18 protein-coding genes are annotated in these 22,203 nt (G+C 72.1%); 14 read left to right on the forward strand and 4 right to left on the reverse strand.

The window, feature by feature from the left end; all coding sequences use genetic code 11:
• The first annotated feature begins 45 nt into the window (after positions 1-45).
• The 8 genes from hutU to AC3IX6_RS23345 all read left to right on the forward strand — a co-directional run bounded on the left by hutU (position 46) and on the right by AC3IX6_RS23345 (position 10,096).
• On the forward strand, positions 46-1,710 hold the full coding sequence (gene hutU / locus AC3IX6_RS23310) for a urocanate hydratase (RefSeq protein ID WP_489364261.1): 1,665 nt from the start codon (positions 46-48) through the stop codon (positions 1,708-1,710).
• Positions 1,711-1,745: 35 nt separating this feature from the next.
• Positions 1,746-2,936, forward strand: a complete 1,191-nt coding sequence (locus AC3IX6_RS23315) for an allantoate amidohydrolase (protein WP_489371536.1) — start codon at positions 1,746-1,748, stop codon at positions 2,934-2,936.
• Positions 2,927-4,285: a formimidoylglutamate deiminase gene (locus AC3IX6_RS23320; RefSeq protein WP_489364263.1), complete on the forward strand. Its 1,359-nt coding sequence runs from the start codon at positions 2,927-2,929 to the stop codon at positions 4,283-4,285. Before AC3IX6_RS23315 ends, AC3IX6_RS23320 begins: the two co-directional genes overlap by 10 nt.
• Positions 4,286-4,465: 180 nt before the next feature.
• Positions 4,466-5,644: an imidazolonepropionase gene (gene hutI / locus AC3IX6_RS23325; protein WP_489364264.1), complete on the forward strand. Its 1,179-nt coding sequence runs from the start codon at positions 4,466-4,468 to the stop codon at positions 5,642-5,644.
• 210 nt (positions 5,645-5,854) lie between these two features.
• The gene (locus AC3IX6_RS23330) at positions 5,855-6,550 is read left to right on the forward strand and encodes an LPXTG cell wall anchor domain-containing protein (RefSeq protein ID WP_489364266.1); all 696 of its coding nucleotides are present in this window, start codon (positions 5,855-5,857) and stop codon (positions 6,548-6,550) included.
• 17 nt (positions 6,551-6,567) lie between these two features.
• Positions 6,568-7,599 (forward strand): hypothetical protein, encoded by a 1,032-nt coding sequence (locus AC3IX6_RS23335; RefSeq protein ID WP_489364268.1) that lies wholly within the window; start codon positions 6,568-6,570, stop codon positions 7,597-7,599.
• Complete coding sequence (locus AC3IX6_RS23340) at positions 7,596-8,789, forward strand: neocarzinostatin apoprotein domain-containing protein (protein ID WP_489364270.1); 1,194 nt, start codon at positions 7,596-7,598, stop codon at positions 8,787-8,789. Before AC3IX6_RS23335 ends, AC3IX6_RS23340 begins: the two co-directional genes overlap by 4 nt.
• Positions 8,786-10,096: a hypothetical protein gene (locus tag AC3IX6_RS23345; RefSeq protein ID WP_489364272.1), complete on the forward strand. Its 1,311-nt coding sequence runs from the start codon at positions 8,786-8,788 to the stop codon at positions 10,094-10,096. Before AC3IX6_RS23340 ends, AC3IX6_RS23345 begins: the two co-directional genes overlap by 4 nt.
• A 58-nt stretch (positions 10,097-10,154) precedes the next feature.
• Here the strand turns inward: AC3IX6_RS23345 and AC3IX6_RS23350 are convergent, their stop codons facing one another.
• Positions 10,155-11,669: a peptide MFS transporter gene (locus AC3IX6_RS23350; protein WP_489364274.1), complete on the reverse strand. Its 1,515-nt coding sequence runs from the start codon at positions 11,667-11,669 to the stop codon at positions 10,155-10,157.
• A 493-nt stretch (positions 11,670-12,162) separates the two neighbouring features.
• Here AC3IX6_RS23350 and AC3IX6_RS23355 point away from each other — a divergent pair, with 493 nt between their 5' ends.
• Both AC3IX6_RS23355 and AC3IX6_RS23360 read left to right on the forward strand, forming a co-directional pair.
• Positions 12,163-12,840, forward strand: a complete 678-nt coding sequence (locus tag AC3IX6_RS23355; RefSeq protein ID WP_489364276.1) for a response regulator transcription factor — start codon at positions 12,163-12,165, stop codon at positions 12,838-12,840.
• A 37-nt stretch (positions 12,841-12,877) separates the two neighbouring features.
• Positions 12,878-14,146 (forward strand): ATP-binding protein, encoded by a 1,269-nt coding sequence (locus AC3IX6_RS23360; RefSeq protein WP_489364278.1) that lies wholly within the window; start codon positions 12,878-12,880, stop codon positions 14,144-14,146.
• A gap of 21 nt (positions 14,147-14,167) precedes the next feature.
• On the opposite strand, the gene AC3IX6_RS23365 is transcribed toward AC3IX6_RS23360, so the two are convergent.
• Complete coding sequence (locus AC3IX6_RS23365) at positions 14,168-14,716, reverse strand: GtrA family protein (protein ID WP_489364279.1); 549 nt, start codon at positions 14,714-14,716, stop codon at positions 14,168-14,170.
• A 224-nt stretch (positions 14,717-14,940) separates the two neighbouring features.
• Here AC3IX6_RS23365 and AC3IX6_RS23370 point away from each other — a divergent pair, with 224 nt between their 5' ends.
• The 4 genes from AC3IX6_RS23370 to AC3IX6_RS23385 all read left to right on the forward strand — a co-directional run bounded on the left by AC3IX6_RS23370 (position 14,941) and on the right by AC3IX6_RS23385 (position 19,103).
• Positions 14,941-16,080, forward strand: coding sequence for a 5-(carboxyamino)imidazole ribonucleotide synthase (locus AC3IX6_RS23370; protein ID WP_489364281.1), 1,140 nt, complete (start codon positions 14,941-14,943; stop codon positions 16,078-16,080).
• A complete protein-coding gene (purE, locus tag AC3IX6_RS23375) occupies positions 16,077-16,613 on the forward strand; it encodes a 5-(carboxyamino)imidazole ribonucleotide mutase (protein ID WP_489364283.1) in 537 nt (178 codons plus the stop codon). Before AC3IX6_RS23370 ends, purE begins: the two co-directional genes overlap by 4 nt.
• On the forward strand, positions 16,610-17,821 hold the full coding sequence (locus AC3IX6_RS23380) for a dipeptidase (protein WP_489364285.1): 1,212 nt from the start codon (positions 16,610-16,612) through the stop codon (positions 17,819-17,821). Before purE ends, AC3IX6_RS23380 begins: the two co-directional genes overlap by 4 nt.
• 205 nt (positions 17,822-18,026) lie before the next feature.
• Positions 18,027-19,103, forward strand: coding sequence for a membrane dipeptidase (locus tag AC3IX6_RS23385; RefSeq protein ID WP_489364286.1), 1,077 nt, complete (start codon positions 18,027-18,029; stop codon positions 19,101-19,103).
• Positions 19,104-19,110: 7 nt separating this feature from the next.
• Here AC3IX6_RS23385 and AC3IX6_RS23390 read toward each other — a convergent pair whose 3' ends face one another.
• Both AC3IX6_RS23390 and AC3IX6_RS23395 read right to left on the reverse strand, forming a co-directional pair.
• The gene (locus AC3IX6_RS23390; protein ID WP_489364288.1) at positions 19,111-20,418 is read right to left on the reverse strand and encodes a glycosyltransferase 87 family protein; all 1,308 of its coding nucleotides are present in this window, start codon (positions 20,416-20,418) and stop codon (positions 19,111-19,113) included.
• A 201-nt stretch (positions 20,419-20,619) separates the two neighbouring features.
• Positions 20,620-21,963, reverse strand: coding sequence for a UDP-glucose dehydrogenase family protein (locus AC3IX6_RS23395; protein ID WP_489364290.1), 1,344 nt, complete (start codon positions 21,961-21,963; stop codon positions 20,620-20,622).
• Positions 21,964-22,203: the final 240 nt, after the last annotated feature.

Here is a 22,203-nt window from a genome sequence, read left to right on the forward strand (position 1 = left end):
AGTAAAGATGTGAATAGATTGACCAACACCGGAGGAGGCACCGCCATGTCAGGACCCCGCCCCGTACGTGCCGCGCGAGGTACCGAGCTGAGCACCCTGGGATGGCAGCAGGAGGCCGCGCTGCGGATGCTCCAGAACAACCTCGACCCCGAGGTCGCCGAGCACCCCGACAAGCTCGTCGTCTACGGAGGCACCGGGAAGGCCGCCCGCGACTGGCGCTCGTACGACGCGATGGTCCGCACCCTCCAGACCCTCAAGCAGGACGAGACGATGCTCGTCCAGTCCGGCCGCCCGGTCGGCGTGATGCAGACCCACGAGTGGGCTCCGCGCGTGCTGCTCGCGAACTCCAACCTGGTCGGCGACTGGGCCAACTGGGAGGAGTTCCGCCGCCTGGAGAACCTGGGTCTGACCATGTACGGCCAGATGACGGCCGGTTCGTGGATCTACATCGGCACCCAGGGCATCCTCCAGGGGACGTACGAGACCTTCGCGGCCGTCGCCGCCAAGAAGTTCAACGGGACCCTGGCGGGCACCATCACCCTCACCGCCGGCCTCGGCGGCATGGGCGGCGCCCAGCCGCTGGCCGTGACGATGAACGACGGCGTCGCCATCTGCATCGACGTGGACCCGCGCGCCATCGACCGCCGCATCGAGCACCGCTACCTCGACGTCAAGGCGAACGACCTGCGGCACGCGCTGCAGCTCGCCGTCGAGGCGCGGGACGCGCGCAAGCCGCTCTCCATCGGTCTGCTCGGCAACGCCGCCGATCTGCTGCCGCAGATGCTGGCCGAGGGTGCGCCGATCGACATCGTGACGGACCAGACCTCCGCCCACGACCCGCTCGCCTACCTGCCCGTGGGTGTCGACTTCGACGACATGGCCTCCTACGCCGCCAAGGACCCGGCCGGGTTCACCACCCGCGCCCGCGAGTCCATGGCCACGCACGTCGAGGCCATGGTCGGCTTCATGGACGCGGGCGCCGAGGTCTTCGACTACGGCAACTCCATCCGCGGCGAGGCCCAGCTGGCCGGCTACGACCGCGCCTTCGCCTTCCCCGGCTTCGTCCCCGCCTACATCCGGCCCCTCTTCTGCGAGGGCAAGGGCCCCTTCCGCTGGGCGGCGCTGTCCGGCGAGGCCTCGGACATCCACAAGACCGACAAGGCGATGCTGGAGCTCTTCCCCGAGAACGAGTCCCTGCACCGCTGGATCAAGATGGCCGGCGAGCGCGTCCACTTCCAGGGACTGCCCGCCCGCATCTGCTGGCTCGGCTACGGCGAGCGCGACAAGGCCGGCGAGCGCTTCAACGAGATGGTCGCCGACGGCACCCTCGCCGCGCCGCTCGTCATCGGCCGCGACCACCTGGACTGCGGCTCGGTGGCCTCCCCGTACCGCGAGACCGAGGCCATGCTCGACGGCTCCGACGCGATCGCCGACTGGCCGCTGCTCAACGCCATGGTCAACGTGGCCTCCGGCGCCTCCTGGGTCTCCATCCACCACGGCGGCGGCGTCGGCATGGGCCGCTCCATCCACGCGGGCCAGGTCACGGTCGCCGACGGTACGAAGCTCGCGGGCGAGAAGATCCGCCGCGTGCTGACCAACGACCCGGGCATGGGCGTCATCCGCCACGTCGACGCCGGCTACGACATCGCCGAGACGGTCGCCGACGAGCGCGACGTCCGCATCCCGATGCGCGAAGGCGACTCGGCGTGACCCAGGACGCCGCCGCCGGGGCCTCGTTCCACGCCATGTGGGCCGAGCTCCGGCCCATCGGCCGGCACGCGGACTCCGGCGGGTACCGCCGCTACGCGTGGACCGGCGCCGACGCCGACTGCCGGACCTGGTTCCAGGCGCAGGCCGAGGCGCGCGGGCTCGCGTACGAGACCGACCGCAACGGCAACCAGTGGGCCTGGCTCGGCGACCCCCTCGCCGGGGACGCCGTCGTCACCGGCTCCCACCTGGACTCCGTCCCCGACGGCGGGGCCTTCGACGGCCCCCTCGGAGTGGTGTCCTCCTTCGCGGCCCTGGACGAACTCCGCAGGAGGGGAGCGGAGTTCTCCAGGCCCCTGGCCATCACCAACTTCGGCGACGAGGAAGGGGCCCGCTTCGGGCTGGCCTGCGTCGGCTCCCGGCTCGCCGCCGGACAGCTGACCAAGGAGAAGGCGTACGAGCTCCGCGACGCGGACGGCGTCAGCCTCCCGCAGGCCATGGAGGCCGCCGGCTACGACCCGGCCGCCATCGGCGCCGACCCCGAACGCCTCGCCCGCATCGGCGCCTTCGTCGAACTGCACGTGGAACAGGGCCGCGCCCTGGACCTGTCCGGGGACCGGGTCGGCATCGCCTCCGCGATCTGGCCGCACGGCCGCTGGCGCTTCGACTTCCGGGGCGAGGCCAACCACGCCGGCACCACCCGGCTGGCCGACCGCCGCGACCCGATGCTCACGTACGCGCAGACCGTGCTCGCGGCCCGCGCCGAGGCGGCCCTCGCCGGGGCCGTGGCCACCTTCGGGAAGATCGCCGTCGAGCCCAACGGGGTCAACGCCATCCCCTCGCTCGTGCGCGGCTGGCTCGACTCGCGCGCCGCCGACCAGGCCACCCTCGACACGGTCGTGACCGCGATCGAGAAGGCCGCCCGGGAGCGCGCGGACGCGGAGGGGATCGACCTGGACGTGGTCCGGGAGTCCTTCACCCCGGTCGTCGAGTTCGAGCACGCCCTGCGCGAGGAGATGAACCGGATCCTCGGCGGCCGCGTCCCCGTGCTCGGCACGGGCGCGGGACACGACGCCGGGATCCTCTCGGCGGCCGTCCCGACCGCCATGCTGTTCGTGCGCAACCCCACCGGGGTCTCGCACTCCCCGCGGGAGTTCGCCGCCGAGGACGACTGCGTGGCGGGCGTCCTCGCCCTCGCCGACGTACTGGAAGGCCTCGCATGCAGGTGAAGGGGCACGTGCCGAAGACGTACTGGCTGGAGCACGCCTGGCTCGGCACCCATGTCGAGCCGGGCGTCGCCCTGGACGTAGCAACGGACGACGGGCGGATCTCCGCCCTGCGGACCGGGGTCGAGACCCCGCCCCCGGGGGCGGAGGTCCTGCGCGGCCTGACGGTCCCGGGCCTGGCCAACGCGCACAGCCACGCCTTCCACCGGGCCCTGCGCTCGACGGTCCAGGTCGGCTCGGGCACCTTCTGGACCTGGCGCGACTTCATGTACAAGGTCGCCCAGAACCTCACCCCCGACAGCTACTTCGCGCTCGCCCGCGCCGTCTACGCCGAGATGGCGCTGGCCGGCATCACCGCGGTGGGCGAGTTCCACTACGTCCACCACGCCCCGGGCGGAGCCCCGTACGCCGATCCCAACGCCATGGGCGAGGCCCTGATCGCCGCCGCCGCCGAGGCCGGCATCCGCATCACGCTCCTCGACACGGCGTACCTGTCGGCGGGCTTCGGGAAGGCCCCCGAGCCCCACCAGCTGCGCTTCTCCGACTCCACCGCGGACGCCTGGGCCGAGCGGGTCTCGGCCCTCAAGCCCCGCGAACACGCCCTGATCGGCGCCGCGATCCACTCGGTCCGCGCGGTACCGGCCGGGCAGCTCGCCACGGTCGCCGGCTGGGCGTCCGAACGCCGGGCCCCGCTCCACGTCCACCTCTCGGAGCAGACCGCCGAGAACGACGCCTGCCTGGCGGCCCACGGCCGCACCCCGACCGAACTGCTCGCCGACCACGGGGTGCTCGGCCCGCGCACCACCGGGGTGCACAACACGCACCTCACCGACGCGGACATCGCGCTCCTGGGCTCCACCACCACGGGCACCTGCATGTGCCCCACCACCGAACGCGACCTCGCCGACGGCATCGGCCCGGCCGTACGCCTCCAGCGCGCGGGCAGTCCGCTCTCGCTGGGCAGCGACAGCCACGCGGTGATCGACCTGCTCGAAGAGGCGCGGGCGATGGAGCTCAACGAGCGCCTGAGCAGCCGTACCCGGGGCCACTGGACGGCGAACGCCCTGCTCACCGCCGCCACCGAGGACGGGCACGCCGCCCTCGGCTGGTCGCAGGCGGGCCGCCTGGAGGCGGGCGCACTCGCGGACTTCACCACGATCGCCCTCGACTCCGTCCGCACGGCCGGGGCCCTTCCCCGCCTGGGCGCGGAGACGGCCGTCTTCGCCGCCTCGGCAGCGGACATCCGCCACACGGTGGTGGGCGGCCGCCACATCGTCCGCGACGGGTCGCACACCCTCGTCGGGGACGTCCCGACGGCCCTGGCCACCACCATCGCGGCCCTCCGCGGCTAACGACTCCGCCTGCGGCGGGCCCTCCCCACCCCGCCCCTTCCCGAAGCCGGGGAAAGTCCAGCCCGCGCGGCGTTTGAGCGCACCGGGCGCGCAGCGCCCGGAACGGGGTCCGGGGGCGGCGCCCCCGGTTTCGGGAAGGGGCGGGGTGGGGGAACAAACCACTCGACGACCCGAGGGATCATGACCACCACAGCCATCACCAACATCGGCAGCCTCGTCACCAACGACCCCGCCCTGGGCGACGGCACCCCCCTCGGCCTGATCCAGGACGCGGCCGTGGTCATCGACGGCGACCGCATCGCCTGGGTCGGCCCCGCCGACAAGGCCCCGTCCGCCGACGAGGCGTTCGACGCGCAGGGCCGGGCGCTCATCCCCGGCTTCGTCGACTCCCACTCCCACCTCGTCTTCGCGGGCGACCGCACCGCCGAGTTCAACGCCCGCATGTCCGGCCGCGCCTACTCCGCCGGAGGCATCCGCACCACCGTCGCCGCCACCCGCGCCGCCTCCGACGCCGCGCTCGAAGCGAACCTGGTGCGCCACCTCCACGAGGCCCGCCGCCAGGGCACGACCACCTTCGAGACCAAGTCCGGCTACGGCCTCACGGTCCAGGACGAGGCACGAGCACTCCGCATCGCCGCCGCGCACACCGAGGAGGTCACCTACCTCGGCGCGCACATCGTTTCCCCGGACTACGCCGACGACCCGGCGGGCTACGTAGCCCTCGTCACCGGCGAGATGCTGACCGCCTGCGCCCCGTACGCCCGCTGGGTGGACGTGTTCTGCGAGAAGGGCGCCTTCGACGGCGACCAGGCCCGGGCGATCCTCACCGCCGGCGCCGCCGCCGGGCTGATCCCGCGCGTCCACGCCAACCAGCTCTCCCACGGCCCCGGCGTCCAGCTCGCCGTCGAGCTGGAGGCCGCGTCCGCCGACCACTGCACCCACCTGACCGACGCCGACGTGGACGCCCTCGCCCAGGCGGCCGGCACGACCGTCGCCACGCTGCTGCCCGGCGCGGAGTTCTCCACCCGCGCGCAGTGGCCCGATGCCCGCCGGCTCCTCGACGCGGGGGTCACCGTGGCGCTGTCCACCGACTGCAACCCGGGCTCCTCCTACACGAGTTCGATGCCGTTCTGCATCGCCCTCGCCGTCCGCGACATGGGGATGACCCCGGACGAGGCCCTGTGGTCCGCCACCGCCGGCGGCGCCCGCGCCCTGCGCCGCACCGACATCGGCACCGTGACCCCCGGCGCCCGCGCGGACCTGGCCCTGCTCGACGCCCCCAGCCACGTCCACCTCGCCTACCGGCCGGGCGTTCCGCTGGTCTCCGCCGTCTGGCAGAAGGGCCTCAAGACGGCCTGAAACAGCCTGAATCCGGACGCCGCAGACCGCTCCCGGGTGCGGATCGCGGCGTCCGGACGGCCCGTTGACCGCTTACGGACGGCCTGTGGACGGGCTGTTGATACGGCGCCGTCCTTTGTCTTCCCTCCGTAAGGCCCCGGGGCTACCTTGAGCCACCAATCTGATGTGCCGTCAGTAACTTGTGGCCCAAGGTTCGAGGGGAAGACGAAGGTGTCCGACCGGAAACGCTCCACCGCGCTCGCGCTGGCCTCCGCGCTGGCGGGGGCGGCGGTACTGCTGGCCGCCCCCGCAGCCCATGCGGCCGTTGTCGACGTCCAGTACGACTGCAAGACCCCCATCGGGGACAAATCGGCGGTCTCGCCGATCGAGATCAAAGGAGTCAAGGAGGGCAGCGGGTACAAGCTGACGATGTCCTTCCAGAAGGGCGTCTCCTCCAGCCCCATCGAGCTCGGCAAGGGCGCGATGACGCCCAGCGCCGTGATCGTGGTCGACGGCGCGGAGAAGGCGTCGGTACCGGTCTCCGGTCCGCCCAACGCCGAGGCCGTCCCGGCCAACACGCCCATCAAGATCAGCGACTTGTCGGGCACGTACACGCCCAAGAAGTCCGGCAAGGTCACCCTCACCGCCGGCGTGCTCACGATCAAGGCGATGGGTACGACCACCACCTGCACCCCGGGCAACAGCCCCAAGCCGTCCCTCGAACTGGACGTGACGGCCCCCGGCGGCGGCAGCGCGACCGGATCGACCGGATCGACCGGCTCCACCGGATCCACCGGGGACAGCCTCCCGCAGACCGGCCCCGAGGACTCCGCCATCGCCCTCGGAACCCTCGGCGCCACCGTGCTCCTCTCCGGCGCGGCCGGCGTGCTCTGGCTGACCCGGCGCGGCCAGCGGGCCCGGTCCTGAACGGAGCGCACCCGGTCATGTCCGTGCGCCACTCGCCCCGAAGGCCCGGCGGGCTCCTCCTCGCCACCGTCGCCGCCGTCGCCGCCGCCGTGCTCTCCTGCGCGACGGCGGCCCCGGCCGCCGCCGAGGAGCCCGGCTGGACCGCCGAGCCCGTCGCCGGGAGCGCGCCCGCGGCGGCGAAATCCGGGGCCCGCCCGTACTTCTACCTTTCGGGCACCTCCGGCACGGTGCTGGAGGACCGCCTCGCCCTGGCCAACACCAGCGACCAGGAGCACACCATCACCCTGCGCGGCGCCGACGCCTACAACACGGCGGCCGGCGCCTTCGCCGTGCGCTCCGCCCGGGAATCCACCGGCGCGGGCCTCTGGATCAGCTTCGGCGCGGGCAGCACGGTCAAGGTCCCGGCGCACACCCGCGCCGTGGTCCCCTTCACCGTCACCGTGCCGCCCGGATCCCCGCCCGGGGACCACCCGGCCGCCGTCGTCGCCACCGAGTCCGGCCGCGAGGTGGGCGTACGGGTCCACCTGCGCGTCGGCGGCCCGGCGCTGGCGGCGCTCACGGTCGAGGACGTCTCCGTACGGGGCAAGGGCGCGACCGCACGCGTCGCGTACACCCTGGTCAACCGCGGCAACGTGGCCCTCGCCCCGGAGCTCGCCATCAGCGCCGAGGGAACCCTCGGCAAGGTCGCGGGCCGTGGCATCCGCAGCCTGCCGGTCGAGGTGCTGCCCGGCCAGCGCGTCGAGCTGACCGAACCCTGGCCCGGTGCGCCCGTGTTCGACCGGGTCGCCCTGACCCTCACCGTCACGGCCCCCGGCGGCGCCCGCGCCACGGGGAGCACCTCGGCCTGGTTCGTGCCCTGGGGCATCGCCGGCACGACCGGCCTCGGGCTGCTGGGCCTCGGCGCCGTCGCGACGGCCGCGCTGCTCCTGGAACGCAAGCGGCGGATCCGGTCCGGCGACGGGCCCGGATCCGGGCCCGCACCGCACGGGAGCGCCGTACCCGAAGAAGCCCCAGCGCCGGAACACGAGTTGACGGGAGCACCCAGGTGAGCGCCAAGGCCGGTGGGAGACACGGCGGCAAGGTCAGGGCCCTGGTCGCGGCGGGACGCGCGGGGCTGTCGGCGGGGCTGGTGGTGTGCGCGCTGGCGCTGCTCCCGGCGGCCCCGGCCGCCGCGGACGAGGGGCCCGCACCCGCCGTGGCCCTCTCGCTCAAGGAGGCCGCCAAGGGCACGGAGATAGCCGTCACCGGGACGGGCTGGCGGGCCAAGACCATGGTGATGCTGCTGGTCTGCGGGCAGAACATGATCGGCGGCACCAACAGCTGCGCCAACGCCGACGGCGTGGCCGTATCGGTCGCCGACGACGGGCACTTCTCCGCCCAGCTCCCGGTGGTCGCCCCGCCCAAGCCCTGCCCCTGCGTGGTCAACGTGACCTCCGTCAACGGGGACCAGTCCACCGTCGGGGCCCCGCTGAAGATCACCGACCACCCGGTGGCCGACCTGCCCGCCGAGGGCGGCACGGCCCGGCTCGCCCTGCTCACCGGGGTCCGGCTCAAGGGCGAGGACGGGGTGCTGACCTGGTTCGGGGCCCCGCCCGGCCGGAAGTTCACGGTCACCGTGGGCAATCTCGGCTCCGCCGCGGTCAAGGACCCGGTCTTCCAGCTCGGCACCGCCCACGGGGTGTTCGCGCCGACCTGGGAAGAGGTCCGCTGGAAGGGCACCATCCCGCCCGGCGGCAAGGCGGAGGTCTCCCTCGACGCCACCCTGCCGGCCGGCGCCCACGGGGACTACACCCTCTCCCTCAAGTACGGGGAGACGGTCCTGGCCACGCAGCCCTGGGGCGTCGCCCGCCCGTACGGGGTGCTGCTGTTCTGGGGCCTGCTCCTGCTGGTCATCCCGGCCGGCATCTTCCGGATCGGCATGGCCGCTGTCGACAAGGTCCGCCCGCGGGAGTCGGGCCGCCACCGAGGCCACCGGCCGCAGCCCGAACCGGCGGCGGCGGTGACCGCCCGGCTGCCCCGGATCCCGGCGGTACGGGGGCCCGCGCGGGGCCCCGTACGAGGACCGCTGGCCCGCTCCGCCCCGCCGGCCGAACCCCCACAGACCACCACGGCGGCACTGCCGTGGTTCACCCCGGACAGCGCGCCGGGGACACAGGAAACAGAAGCACCCACCGAAGCACCAGCACCACAGACGTCCGCACCGTCTGAGAACAGTCCGACGACGAAGGGACTTCAGTGAAAACCCAACGGAGGGCGAGCGCGGCCGCGGTCGCGCTGCTGCTCGGCGGCGCGGGCATCGCCATGGGGGCCACGCCGGCTCAGGCGGCCGTGGTCGACGTGAAGTACGACTGCAAGACGCCGATCGGGGACAAGTCGGCGGTCTCGCCGATCGACATCAAGGCCGTCAAGGAGGGCAGCGGGTACAAGCTGACGATGTCCTTCCAGAAGGGCGTCTCCTCCAGCCCCATCGAGCTGGGCGCGGGCGCGATGACCCCGAGCGCGAAGATCGTCCTGGGCGGCGCGGAGACCGGGACGGTCGATGTGACCGGCCCGGCCAACCCCGAGCCGATCCCGGCCAACACGCCCATCAAGATCAGCGACCTGTCGGGCACGTACACGCCCACGAAGTCCGGCAAGGTCACCTTCACCGCCGGCGTCCTGCTGATCAAGGCGATGGGCACCACCTCCACCTGCACCCCGGGCAACAACCCGGGGCCGTCCCTGGAGCTGGACGTCACGGCCGGCGGCGGCACCACCCCGCCGACCACGCCGCCGCCGACCAGCAAGCCGCCCACGAGCCCGCCGCCCACCAGCAAGCCCCCGACCACCCCGCCGCCCACGACGGCCCCGCCCACCACGGCTCCGCCCACGAGCCCGGCGCCCTCCCCGTCCGGCGGGGGCCAGACGGACTTCCCGGGCCAGACCGTGGACGTCACCTTCGACTGCGGGAGCTTCATCCAGGGAGGTCCGCTCAAGGGCAAGGTGACGATCAACGCGAAGAAGAACGGCGGCAGCTACGACCTGACCGCCACGACCGCCAAGGGCGTGATGAACAGCCCCATGGACCTTCCCGCGGGAGCGCTCCAGCCCTCGCTGGACATCAAGCTCGGCGGAGCCGACAGCGGCATCGTCAAGGTCAGCGGCCCGGGCAACCCCGAGCCGATCAAGGGCGGCGCGCCGGTCAGCCTCAGTGACATGAAGGGCAGCTACAAGCCCGGAAAGACCGGCAAGACCACGCTGACCCCGGACAAGCTGACGATCAACGTGGTCATGGCCCCGGGCGCCGCCCCGATCGTGGTGCCCTGCGCCGCGACCGCCAGCGCGGTGTCGCTCACGCTCGACACCGCCGCCCAGCCCGGCGGCTCGGGCACCTCGGGCTCCGGCACCTCGGGCAGCGCCTCCGGCACCGCGGGCGGCCTCGCCCAGACCGGAGCGTCCGACGACGGCGGCATCAAGGCCCTGGCCCTGGTAGCCGGCACGGTCATGCTGCTCGGCGCGGCAGTCTTCACCTTCACCCCGTGGCGCCGCCTGCGCGGCCAGCGGTAACCCGTGGAAGCAGAACGGCCCGGCACACGAGGTGCCGGGCCGTTCTGTACTCGGTGGGTCAGTGAACGCTGCCCATCAGGGACTGGACCTTCTGGCGGTACATGTACACGGCGATACCGGCCGCGACGGCGAGAGACGCCTGCATGGCGATGATTCCGGTGCCGTTCAGGTCGACGCCGGCCAGCGAGAGCAGACCGGTGGTGCAGTCGCCGGCAGTGACCGCGAGGAACCAGACACCCATCATCTGGGAGGCGTACTTCCGCGGCGCCATCTTCGTGGTGACGGACAGGCCGACCGGGGAGAGGCACAGCTCGGCGATCGTCTGGATCATGTAGATCGAGACGAGCCACATCGGGCTGACCTTGCCGCCGTCGCCCGCCATGCCCATCGGGACGATGAAGACGAAGAAGGAGGCACCTACCAGGACCAGGCCCATCGCGAACTTCACGATGGTGTTCGGCTCCTGGTTCTTGCGGGCCAGCCACAGCCACAGCCAGGCGAAGACCGGGGCCAGAGCCATGACGAACATCGGGTTCAGCGCCTGGTACAAGACGGTCGAGGGGGTCCAGCCGAAGATGGATCCGGTCTTGTTGTCGGCGAACAACGAGAGCGTCGAGCCGCCCTGGTCGTAGATCATCCAGAACACGGCGGCGGCGACGAAGAACCAGATGTACGCCGTCATCTTCGACTGCTCGGGCTCCGACAGGTCCCGGTCCCGCTTGATGCGGACCAGAACGGTGACGGGGATGATCAGACCGGCGATGGTGATCGGGTACAGAGCCCAGTTGATGGTGAACATGCCGAGGGCGGTCACCGTGCCGTAGAACACGGCGATGATCGCGAAGGCGGCGGCGGCCTTGACGATGACGCCGTTGCGCTCGGAGACCGACAGCGGATTCGGGACGATGCTGCTCTGCGGGCTCAGGGTGCGGCCGAACACCAGGAACATGACCAGGCCGGCGCCCATGCCGATCGCGGCCAGCAGGAAGCCGAGGTGCCAGTTGACGACCTCGCCGACGATGCCGATCACCCACGGGGCACCGAAGGCGCCCAGGTTGATGCCGATGTAGAACAGCGTGAAGCCGCCGTCACGGCGCGGGTCGTCCGGGCCGTTGTACAGGTGGCCGACCATCGTGGAGATGTTGGCCTTCAGCAGGCCGGATCCGACCGCGACCAGCAGCAGGCCGACGAAGAACGCGATCTGGCCGGGCAGAGCCAGCGACACGTGACCAGCCATGATCACGAAACCGGCGATGGCGACGGTCTTGCGGGCGCCCCAGACGCGGTCACCGAACCAGCCGCCAGGCAGGGCCATGAGGTAGACCATGGCCACGTAGACGGAGTAGATCGCCGTGGCGACACCCATTTTGAAACCGAGGCCGCCGCCCTGGCTCCCGGTCGCGGCGTCCGTACCGCCGGAGACCAGGTACAGGACGAGAAGCGCACGCATGCCGTAGTAGGAGAAGCGCTCCCACATCTCGGTCATGAACAGCGTGGCCAGGCCGATCGGGTGGCCGAAGAGGGTCTTCTCGTGAGCTGGGCTCGGAGAATCCTTCGTCAGGCTGGAAGCCATGGTCGATCCTTGCTTGCTCGGGACGCGCGGCTTCGTGAGCTCAACGGCGCCCGGTGAGGGGTGGCCGGTACCGGCTATGGGTGTTCCGGACCCCACGCCCGGGGGGTTCGCTCCGCGGGGGCGAAGACGAAGGAACATCCACAACCGGGATCCACGCCCCGTCGCGCTCCATCGCGCGAAGGGCCCGGCCCATAGGTCATTCACTGTCATCCCGCCCGGAACGGGCGTGCGACAACAATGCCTGCCCGATCAGGGCAGAAATAGAGACTTTCGGCTGGTTTTCGCTCGAAAGTCTCGTGGAGGTAGTGCATCAGGCGTCTCGACACCATACGACACGACAGTGTCGGATATGAAAGCACTTGAGAGATGGATCACAGGCCAGAGTGGAACCGGCGGGCCACATTCGAAGGCCGTGAGTAGCACAAGAGCGCAGATATAGAGGGGTCCGTAGGCAGGCCTCTTCTTTGCGCTGCCGCGGACTACCATCACCCACATGACGCGTGTACTGCTCGCCGAGGACGACGCATCCATCTCGGAACCCCTGGCCCGCGCCCTGCGCCGGGAAGGGTACGAGGTCGAGGTCCGGGAGGACGGCCCCACCGCCCTGGACGCGGGACTGCAGGGCGGCATCGACCTCGTCGTGCTGGACCTGGGCCTGCCGGGCATGGACGGTCTGGAGGTCGCCCGCCGGCTGCGCGCCGAGGGCCACGGCTTCCCGATCCTGGTCCTCACCGCCCGCGCCGACGAGGTCGACACGGTCGTGGGCCTGGACGCCGGCGCCGACGACTACGTGACCAAACCCTTCCGGCTCGCCGAGCTGCTCGCCCGCGTCCGGGCCCTCCTGCGGCGCGGCGCCACCGAGGCCTCCCAGTCCCCGGCCACCCACGGGGTGCGCATCGACGTCGAATCGCACCGCGCCTGGATGGGTGAGGAGGAGCTCCAGCTCACGGCGAAGGAGTTCGACCTGCTGCGCGTCCTCGTCCGCGACGCGGGCCGGGTCGTCACCCGCGACCAGCTCATGCGCGAGGTCTGGGACACCACCTGGTGGTCCTCCACCAAGACCCTCGACATGCACATCTCCTGGCTCCGCAAGAAGCTCGGCGACGACGCGGCCAACCCCCGCTACATCGCCACCGTGCGTGGGGTCGGCTTCCGCTTCGAGAAGAGCTGACCGCCCCCGGGGGCCGCTCTAGGGCATGCTCTGAACCATGCGCCGCCGCCTGATCAACTCCACGCTCGCCGTGGTGCTCGTCGTCATCGCCGTCTTCGGGGTCTCCCTCGTCATCGTCGAGACCCGCACCATCACCAGCAGCGCCCAGGACCGCATCGAGTCCGAGGCGCTACGGCTGGTGGGCATCGTCGAGAGCGACGTCCTGGAGAAGAAGCCGGTCGACGCCGGCGCGCTCGCCGAACAGCTCGACGCCGGGCGGTACGCCCGGATCACGATCCCCGGCCGGGAGCCGGTCGAGATCGGGGCGCACATCACCGACAGCGTCATCCGGGGCGCCGCCCGCGGGGAGCAGGGCGAGACCGTCGTCGTCGAGGAGTCCCGCTCCACCGTCACCCGCGAGGTCGGCCGGACCCTGGCCGTGGTCGGCGCCGTCGCCCTGCTCGCCGTCGTGGCCGCCGTCCTGCTCGCCGTACGCCAGGCCAACCGGCTGGCCTCCCCGCTGACCGACCTCGCCGAGACGGCGGAGCGCCTCGGATCGGGCGACCCGCGGCCCCGCCACAAGCGGTACGGGGTCCCCGAGCTGGACCGGGTCGCGGACGTACTGGACTCCAGCGCCGAGCGGATCGGCCGCATGCTCACCGCCGAGCGGCGCCTGGCCGCGGACGCCTCGCACCAGTTGCGCACCCCGCTCACCGCCCTGTCGATGCGGCTGGAGGAGATCACCGTCACCGACGACCTGGAGACCGTACGGGAGGAGGCGACGATCGCCCTCACCCAGGTGGAGCGGCTCACGGACGTGGTCCAGCGGCTCCTGACGAACTCCAGGGACCCGCGCACGGGCTCGGCCGTCCCCTTCGACCTGGACGAGGTCGTCAAACAGCAGCTGGAGGAGTGGCGCCCCGCCTACCGCAGCGCCGGCCGGGCCGTCGTCCGCTCCGGGAAGACCGGCATCCGCGCCGTGGGCACCCCGGGCGCGGTCTCGCAGGTCCTGGCGACCCTGGTGGAGAACTCCCTCATGCACGGCGGCGGCACGGTGGCCCTGCGGACCCGCGTGATCGGCAACCAGGCCGTACTGGAGGTCACCGACGAGGGGCCGGGCGTGCCGCCGGACCTCGGCAACCGGATCTTCGAGCGGGCCATCAGCGGCCGCAACTCCACCGGCATCGGCCTCGCCGTGGCCCGGGACCTCGCGGAGGCCGACGGCGGCCGCCTGGAGCTGCTCCAGACCCGGCCGCCGGTGTTCGCCCTCTTCCTCAGCCGGACCGCGCCGGACCACTCCGAGCCGGAGCGGTCGACGGTCCGCTGAGGCGGGGAGCCCCGGGGAGCCTCAGTTCGCGGCGGTCTCCGGGGTCCGCGCCGCCTGGGCCTGCGCGTCCACCGGGGCCTGGCCGTCACGCTGCTCGACGACCAGCGAGGCCGCGGACGGCGCGGGCAGGGCCTTGAAGACCCAGGTGCGGTAGGACCAGAAGCGGAACACGGTGGCGATGCCGATGCCGGTGAACTTGAAGAAGTTCGAGGCGAGCGGCCCGTCCCAGTGGAAGCCGTAGGTGGCCGTGAACAGGATGCCGTTTTCGATCACGAGCCCGATCGCGCTGAAGGCGACGAACAGCCCGAGCTCACGGGTGCGGCCCGCCCCGGTCCGGTCGGCCCGGTCCCGGTAGGCGAAGTAACGGAAGCCCAGGTAGTTCGTGACGATGGCCACCAGAGTGGCTATCACGCTCGCGCGCACCACCTGGAGATCGGTGACCTGCCGGATCAGGTTGAAGACGCCCAGGTTGACCAGGACCCCCAGCCCGCCGACGGCCCCGAACCTGGCGATCTCGCGCGCGAGCCCGCGCACGCGGTCGAGGACGGATCCGTTCTCCGGCTTGCTCATATGAGGCTCAGTCCTGTCTTCGGGGCCCCCGTATGAGGCGTCACACGTTTACATCACACGTTTGACCCGTGCGCGCCCATGCTAAGTGTCGCCCCATCGGTACGTCTGCGCCTTCGGACACCGTGCGACACACGGCACACCCGTGCCACGCGAGCGCCGGGTACCGGCCAGGAGGGTCCCCATGCGGGTCCGGATGGCGGAATACCGCCGGATACCCTGGAGGAGTGACGTTCCCGGTAGTCGGCATGGTCGGCGGCGGACAGCTCGCCCGCATGACCCACGAGGCGGGTATCCCCCTCGGCATCAGATTCAAGATCCTCAGTGACACCCCACAGGACTCGGCGGCCCAGGTCGTGAGCGACGTCGTCATCGGCGACTATCGCGATCTGGAGACCCTCCGCGCCTTCGCGCGCGGCTGTGACGTGATCACCTTCGACCACGAGCACGTGCCCATCGCGCACCTGCGGGCCCTGGAAGCCGACGGCATCCCCGTCCGCCCGGGGCCCGACGCGCTGGTGCACGCCGCGGACAAGGGGGTGATGCGCGCCCGCCTCGACGAGATCGGCGCGCCCAGCCCCCGCCACCGGATCGTGAGCGATCCGGCGGACGCGGCGGCCTTCGCAGAAGAGGTCGGCGGTTTCCCCGTCATCCTCAAGACGGTGCGCGGCGGGTACGACGGAAAGGGCGTGTGGTTCGTCCGTACGCAGGCGGACGCCGAGGCCCCCTTCAAGGCGGGCGTCCCGGTCCTGGCCGAGGAGAAGGTGGACTACGTCCGCGAGCTCGCGGCCAACATCGTCCGCTCCCCGCACGGCCAGGCCGTGTCCTACCCCGTCGTGGAGTCCATCCAGGTGGACGGGGTCTGCGACACGGTCATCGCCCCCGCCCCGAACCTCTCGGAGGCCCTCGCCGGCGAGGCCCAGGCCCTGGCCCTGCGCATCGCCAAGGAACTCGACGTGACCGGCCACCTGGCCGTCGAGCTCTTCGAGACCACCGACGGCCGGATCCTGGTCAACGAACTGGCGATGCGCCCGCACAACAGCGGCCACTGGACGCAGGACGGTGCCATCACCTCCCAGTTCGCCAACCACGTACGGGCCGTCCTGGACCTCCCCCTCGGCGACCCGCGCCCCCGCGCCCGCTGGACGGTCATGGCGAACGTGCTCGGCGGGGACTACCCCGACATGTACGCGGCGTACCTCCACTGCATGGCCCACGATCCCCAGCTGAAGATCCACATGTACGGCAAGGACGTGAAACAAGGCCGCAAGGTCGGCCACGTCAACACCTACGGCGACGATCTGGACGATGTGCTGGAGCGCGCACGTCACGCAGCCGGCTATCTCAGAGGATCCATCACCGAATGAGCACCTCCGCAGCAGCTCCCGTCATCGGCATCGTCATGGGCTCGGACTCCGACTGGCCCGTCATGGAGGCCGCCGCCCAGGCGCTCGACGAGTTCGAGATCCCCTACGAGGTCGACGTGCTCTCCGCGCACCGGATGCCGCGCGAGATGATCGCGTACGGGGAGCGGGCCGACGGGCGCGGCCTCAAGGCGATCATCGCGGGCGCGGGCGGGGCCGCCCACCTGCCCGGCATGCTGGCCTCCGTCACCCCGCTGCCCGTCATCGGCGTACCCGTCCCGCTGAAGTACCTCGACGGCATGGACTCCCTGATGTCGATCGTCCAGATGCCGGCCGGGATCCCCGTCGCCACCGTCTCGATCGCCGGAGCCCGCAACGCCGGGCTGCTCGCCGTACGGATGCTGGCCGCGCACGACCCGGAGCTGCGGGCCCGCATGAGCGACTTCCTCCAGGACCTCAACGACCAGGCCACCGAGAAGGGCAAGCGGCTGCGCAACAAGGTGGCCGGCCAGGACTCGTTCGGATTCGGCAAGTGACCCCCGCCAACGCGGCGGGCGGGACGGGCGCCGCCCGGCACTTGGACGCGGCGCGCGAACTGCTCGCCGAGCACCCGGTCGTCGACGGACACAACGACCTGCCGTGGGCCCTGCGCGAGACGGTGCGCTACGACCTGGACCGGCGGGACATCGGCCGCGACCAGAAGGGCCACCTGCACACCGACATCCCCCGGCTGCGCGCCGGCGGGGTCGGCGCGCAGTTCTGGTCGGTCTACGTGCGCTCCGACTACACGGGGGACGAGGCGGTCAGCGCCACCCTGGAGCAGATCGACGTCGTCGCCCAGCTGATCGACCGTTACCCGCGCGATCTGGTGCGGGCGCTGACGGCCGACGACATGGAGGCGGCGCGCGCCGAGGGCCGGATCGCCTCGCTGATGGGCGCCGAGGGCGGGCACTCCATCAACAACTCGCTCGCCACCCTGCGCGCCCTGCACCAGCTCGGCGTGCGGTACATGACGCTCACGCACAACGACACCATCGACTGGGCGGATTCGGCGACCGACGAGCCCCGGCACGGCGGGCTGAGCGAGTTCGGCCGCGAGGTCGTCCGCGAGATGAACCGGATCGGCATGCTCGTCGACCTCTCGCACGTCGCCGCGACCACGATGCGCGACGCGCTCGCGGTCACGGCCGCGCCGGTGGTCTTCTCGCACTCCTCGGCCCGGGCCGTCTGTGACCACGTGCGCAACATCCCCGACGACGTGCTGGCGCTGCTGCCGGCCAACGGCGGGGTCGCGATGGCCACCTTCGTGCCCAAGTTCATCCTCCCGGCGGCCGTCGAGTGGACCCTGGCCGCCGACGAGAACCTGCGCGCGCACGGCCACCACCACCTCGACACCACCCCGGCGGCGATGGCCCTGCACCGGGCCTTCGAGGAGGCGCGCCCGCGCCCGGTGGCCACGGCCGCCACCGTCGCCGACCACCTCGACCACATGCGCGAGGTGGCCGGAGTCGACCACATCGGCATCGGCGGGGACTACGACGGCACCGCCTTCACCCCGGCCGGGCTGGACGACGTGGCCGGGTACCCCAACCTGGTCGCCGAGCTGCTGGCACGCCGCTGGTCGAAGGCCGACCTGGCCAAGCTGACCTGGTCGAACGCGGTACGGACGCTGCGCGACGCCGAAGCGGTGGCGCGCGAGCAGTCGGCCTCCCGGGGCCCGTCCAACGCGGTGCTCCCGGTGTGAGTCCGAGGAGCCCCGCCGCTTCCTGACCGGCCCGCCCGGCGGATCCGGCGCACGGGCTGTGACCAGCGAACACCTGCCGGTTACACCCGAACGCCACATCCGCCGGGCGCCTCCGGCGTCCCACATGTCACGGTGGCAACATCTTCCCTGCTTCTCTCCCGCTGCTTTTCGCACCGACACAGCCGCCGAGACCGGAGCGCACGCCATGGCCGACCTGCAGGACGAACCGCACACGAACCCGGTGACCCCCGTGGGCCCCGGCTCCCTAGGAGCCGAGGATCCCACCGGCACGTTGCTCCCGGGAGCCCTGGACCGGGCCGCCGCACTGCTTTGCGTCCATCCCGTCATGGATGGCTGCAACACCCTCGTCTGGACCCTCCGGACCAGTCCGTACCACGACATCGACACCTCGGACACGGGCGTCGACACCGACATCCCACGGCTGCGCGCCGGGGGAGTGGGTGCCCAGTTCTGGTCGCTGCTCATGCCGCGCGAGGCCGGGGCCACCGACCAGGTGGTGTCCGACACCCTCGAACAGATCGACGTGGCGCTGGCCCTGATGCGCCGGTACCCCGACAGCCTCACCCTCGCGCTGACCGCCGACGACCTGGCGGACGCCCGCAACCGGGGCCGCATCGCCTCCCTCCTCGGTCCCGTGCCCGGCCGCACCCTGACGGACTCGCTGGGCGCGCTGCGCGCCTTCCACGCGCTGGGCGTACGGATCCTCGCGCCGGCCGGGGCGCCGTGGGCGATGGAGGGGCTGACCGCCTTCGGCCACGAGGTGGTCAAGGAGATGAACCGGCTGGCGATGCTGCTGGACCTCCGGGGCTGCCCGCCCGCGCCGGCCTGCCAGCTCGCCGCGGCCTCCAAGGCGCCGGTGATCATTTCGCACACCGGGGCGGCCGCCCTCAATCCGCACCCGGACAACGTGACCGACGAGGTGCTGCTCGCGCTGCGCGCGGCGAACGGCCTGGCGATGGTCAGCTTCGACACCGCGCTGACCGGGGACTCCCTGCACGCGGTCGCGGACCACGTGGACCACGTACGAGCCGTCGCGGGCCCCCACTGCGTGGGCCTGGGCGCCGGCTTCGGCGCCGAGCCGGGCATCCCCCGGCCGGCGGGACTGACGGATCCCTCGGGCTATCCGCGACTGATCGCGGAACTGCTGGAGCGGGGCTGGCCGGAGACCGACCTGGCGCTGCTGACCTGGGGGAACGCCCAGCGGGTGGTGCGGGACGCGGAGTTCACGGCCCGCGCGGCGCAGCACCGTAGGGCGTCCTGAGCGGGAGCTAGACGCGCGCCGGCACTTCGGAGCCGGCCTTGGGCGCCGGGGCCGCTGCGGTCCCGGCGTTTGCGTTCCCCGGCCCGTTCCCGGTGTCGGGGACGGGGCTCACGCTGGCCCGCCACAGGCGCAGGCAGGACCAGACGGCGGCCCAGCCGAGCAGGCCGTTGCGGAGCACGAGGAGGAACGTGCCGAAGCCGGTGCCCGGGAGGATCTCCGAGCCGTAGGTGAGCGGGTAGATCGCGGTGCTGAGCGCGGTCGAGGCGACGATCAGCCAGGCCACCGGCCGCTGCGTGGTGTGCTTGCAGGTCAGGCAGACGGCCGCGAGGCCGACCAGCCAGATCAGGTACTGCGGGCTGAGCACGCGGCTGGTGATGGTGAAGACGAGGATGGCGCACAGCGCGGCGTCCAGCGGGGTCGCGGTCGTCCAGCGCCGGGCCTTCACCCGCCACAGCAGCAGCCACGCGAACCCGACGACCGTGAGGCCGACGGAGACCAGGGCGACGCTGGAGACGTACGGGCCGAGGTACTCGTAGGCGCCGTAGCGGACTTCGACCTTCCCGGACCAGGCGCCGACGAGCTTGCCGAACATCAGGGCGGAGCCGCCGAGGGACTCGACCTGGATGCCGCGGTTGCCCTGGTTGCCCAGGAAGCCGAGGGTGTCGCGGAAGAACAGCGCGAGCACGGCGAGCAGCACGGCCCCGGCCGCCACGGCCGAGACGACGGCGTCGCGGGTGGTGCGGCCGCGCGGGGTGCCGATCAGCGTGAGCAGCGGCCAGACCTTGACCAGGGCCCCGACTCCGGCGAGGACGCCGCCGAGCTTGCGGCGGAAGCGCAGGCACAGCAGCGAGCCGACGGCGAGCAGGGTGACCTGGAGGTCGTAGCGGCCGAAGGGCAGCGACAGCAGCAGCGGCAGCGTGGTCAGCCACAGCACGGCGCCGGCCAGGCTGCCGTCGGAGCGGCGGGCGGCGCGGACCAGGCCGACGGTGATCAGCGCGTCGCAGATCACGGTCAGCGCGACGAAGGCCTGGAAGTAGCTGAGGAAGGGGAGCAGGTCGGGCGACAGGAAGATCGCCGCCGCGGCCGGCGGGTACTGCCACATGACGTCGTCGTGCGGCATGGTCCCCGTGACGAGGACGTCGTACCAGTTGTTGTAGGTCTGGGTGATCTCCACGCGGACCGAGGAGGTGCCGTGCAGGTTCACCACCAGGAGGACCACCATCAGGGTCCGGGTGGCCAGCCAGAAGCCCGCCATGGCCAGGCGGCCGGCGCGCCCCCGGAGTGCGGAGTCGATGGTCGTGCTCGTACTGGTCATCGGCCGTGAGTCTAGCGATCCATTGCGTGCGGCCCCGGCGGGTCCCGCCAACGATCCGGTGACGAGATGTGAAACCGCGCATTCCGGAACGAAGCGGATCAAGGTCCGCCGGGGCGGGGCGCGCGGGGCAAGTGCGGTGGTCAGGCGAGGGGGTGGCCCGCCGCGCGGCGGGCCGACGCGGTGGTGGCCCGCCGCGCGGAGTCAGGCCCGGGGGCGGCCCATCGCGCGGTACGTCCAGCCGGCGGCGCGCCACAGGGCGGGGTCGAGGGCGTTGCGGCCGTCGAGGACGAGGCGGTCGGTGACGACCTCGCCGAGGGCCGCGGGGTCCAGGTCGCGGAACTCCCGCCACTCGGTGAGGTGCAGGACGACCTCGGCGCCGCGGGCGGCGTCCAGGGCGGTGTCGGCGTACCCCAGGGTGGGGAAGACGCGGCGGGCGTTGTCCATGCCCTTGGGGTCGTAGACGGTGACCTGGCCGCCCTGGAGGTGGATCTGCCCGGCCACGTTGAGCGCGGGGGAGTCGCGGACGTCGTCGGAGTCCGGCTTGAAGGTGGCACCGAGGACGGCGACCCGCTTGCCGAGGAAGGAGCCGCCGACGGCATCGCGGGCCAGCTCGACCATGTGGCCGCGGCGGCGCATGTTGATGGAGTCGACCTCGCGCAGGAAGGTCAGGGCCTGGTCGGCGCCGAGCTCGCCGGCCCGCGCCATGAACGCGCGGATGTCCTTGGGCAGGCAGCCGCCGCCGAAACCGATGCCGGCGCGCAGGAACTTCTTCCCGATGCGCTCGTCGTACCCGATGGCCTCGGCCAGCTTCACCACGTCGCCGCCGGCGGCCTCGCAGACCTCGGCCATGGCGTTGATGAAGGAGATCTTCGTGGCGAGGAAGGAGTTGGCGGCGGTCTTGACGAGTTCGGCGGTGGGGAAGTCGGTGACGACCAGCGGGGTGCCCTCGCCCATGGGGGTCGCGTAGACCTCCCGCAGGAGCTTCTCGGCGCGTTCGCCGTCGACCCCGATGACGATCCGGTCCGGGTGCAGGGTGTCCTGGACGGCGAAGCCCTCGCGCAGGAACTCCGGGTTCCAGGCGAGCTCGATCTCCTCGCCGGCCGGGGCGAGGGCGGTCAGCTTCGCGGCGAGGCGCTCGGCGGAGCCGACCGGCACGGTGGACTTGCCGACGACCAGGGCGGGCCGGGTCAGGTGCGGGGCGAGCGATTCGACGGCGGAGTCGACGTAGCTCATGTCGCAGGCGTACTCGCCGTGCTTCTGCGGGGTGTTCACACAGACGAAGTGGACGTCGCCGAAGGCGCCGACCTCCTCCCAGGAGGTCGTGAAGCGCAGCCGGCCCGTGGAACCCGGCATTCCGGCCACGTGGGCGGACAGCAACTCCTCCAGTCCGGGCTCGTACATGGGTACGCGACCGGCGGCGAGCATGGCGATCTTCTCCGGCACCACGTCCAGTCCGAGCACCTCGAACCCCAGCTCCGCCATTGCCGCGGCATGCGTGGCACCGAGGTATCCGGTGCCGATCACAGTGATCTTGAGGGGGGCCATGAGTGCTCCTGGAGGTGCGGGGCCGTTCGCGGCAACCGAGCATAGTCGGGCCGGTGACCGGGGATGCATTCCGGAGTCCGTCACCCGTCCGCCACCCCGCGGCCACCGCCTCGCCGCCCGCCCGACGCCCCCACCGGGCCCGCTGTCATGCAACTCACGTGCGACGGCCGTGTCGCGGTCGGCGGACGGACACTAAGCTTGGGCTACTTAACGGTAGTTAACACCACGCACCACCTGGGG

Source organism: Streptomyces sp. GL_141, assembly GCF_057834385.1.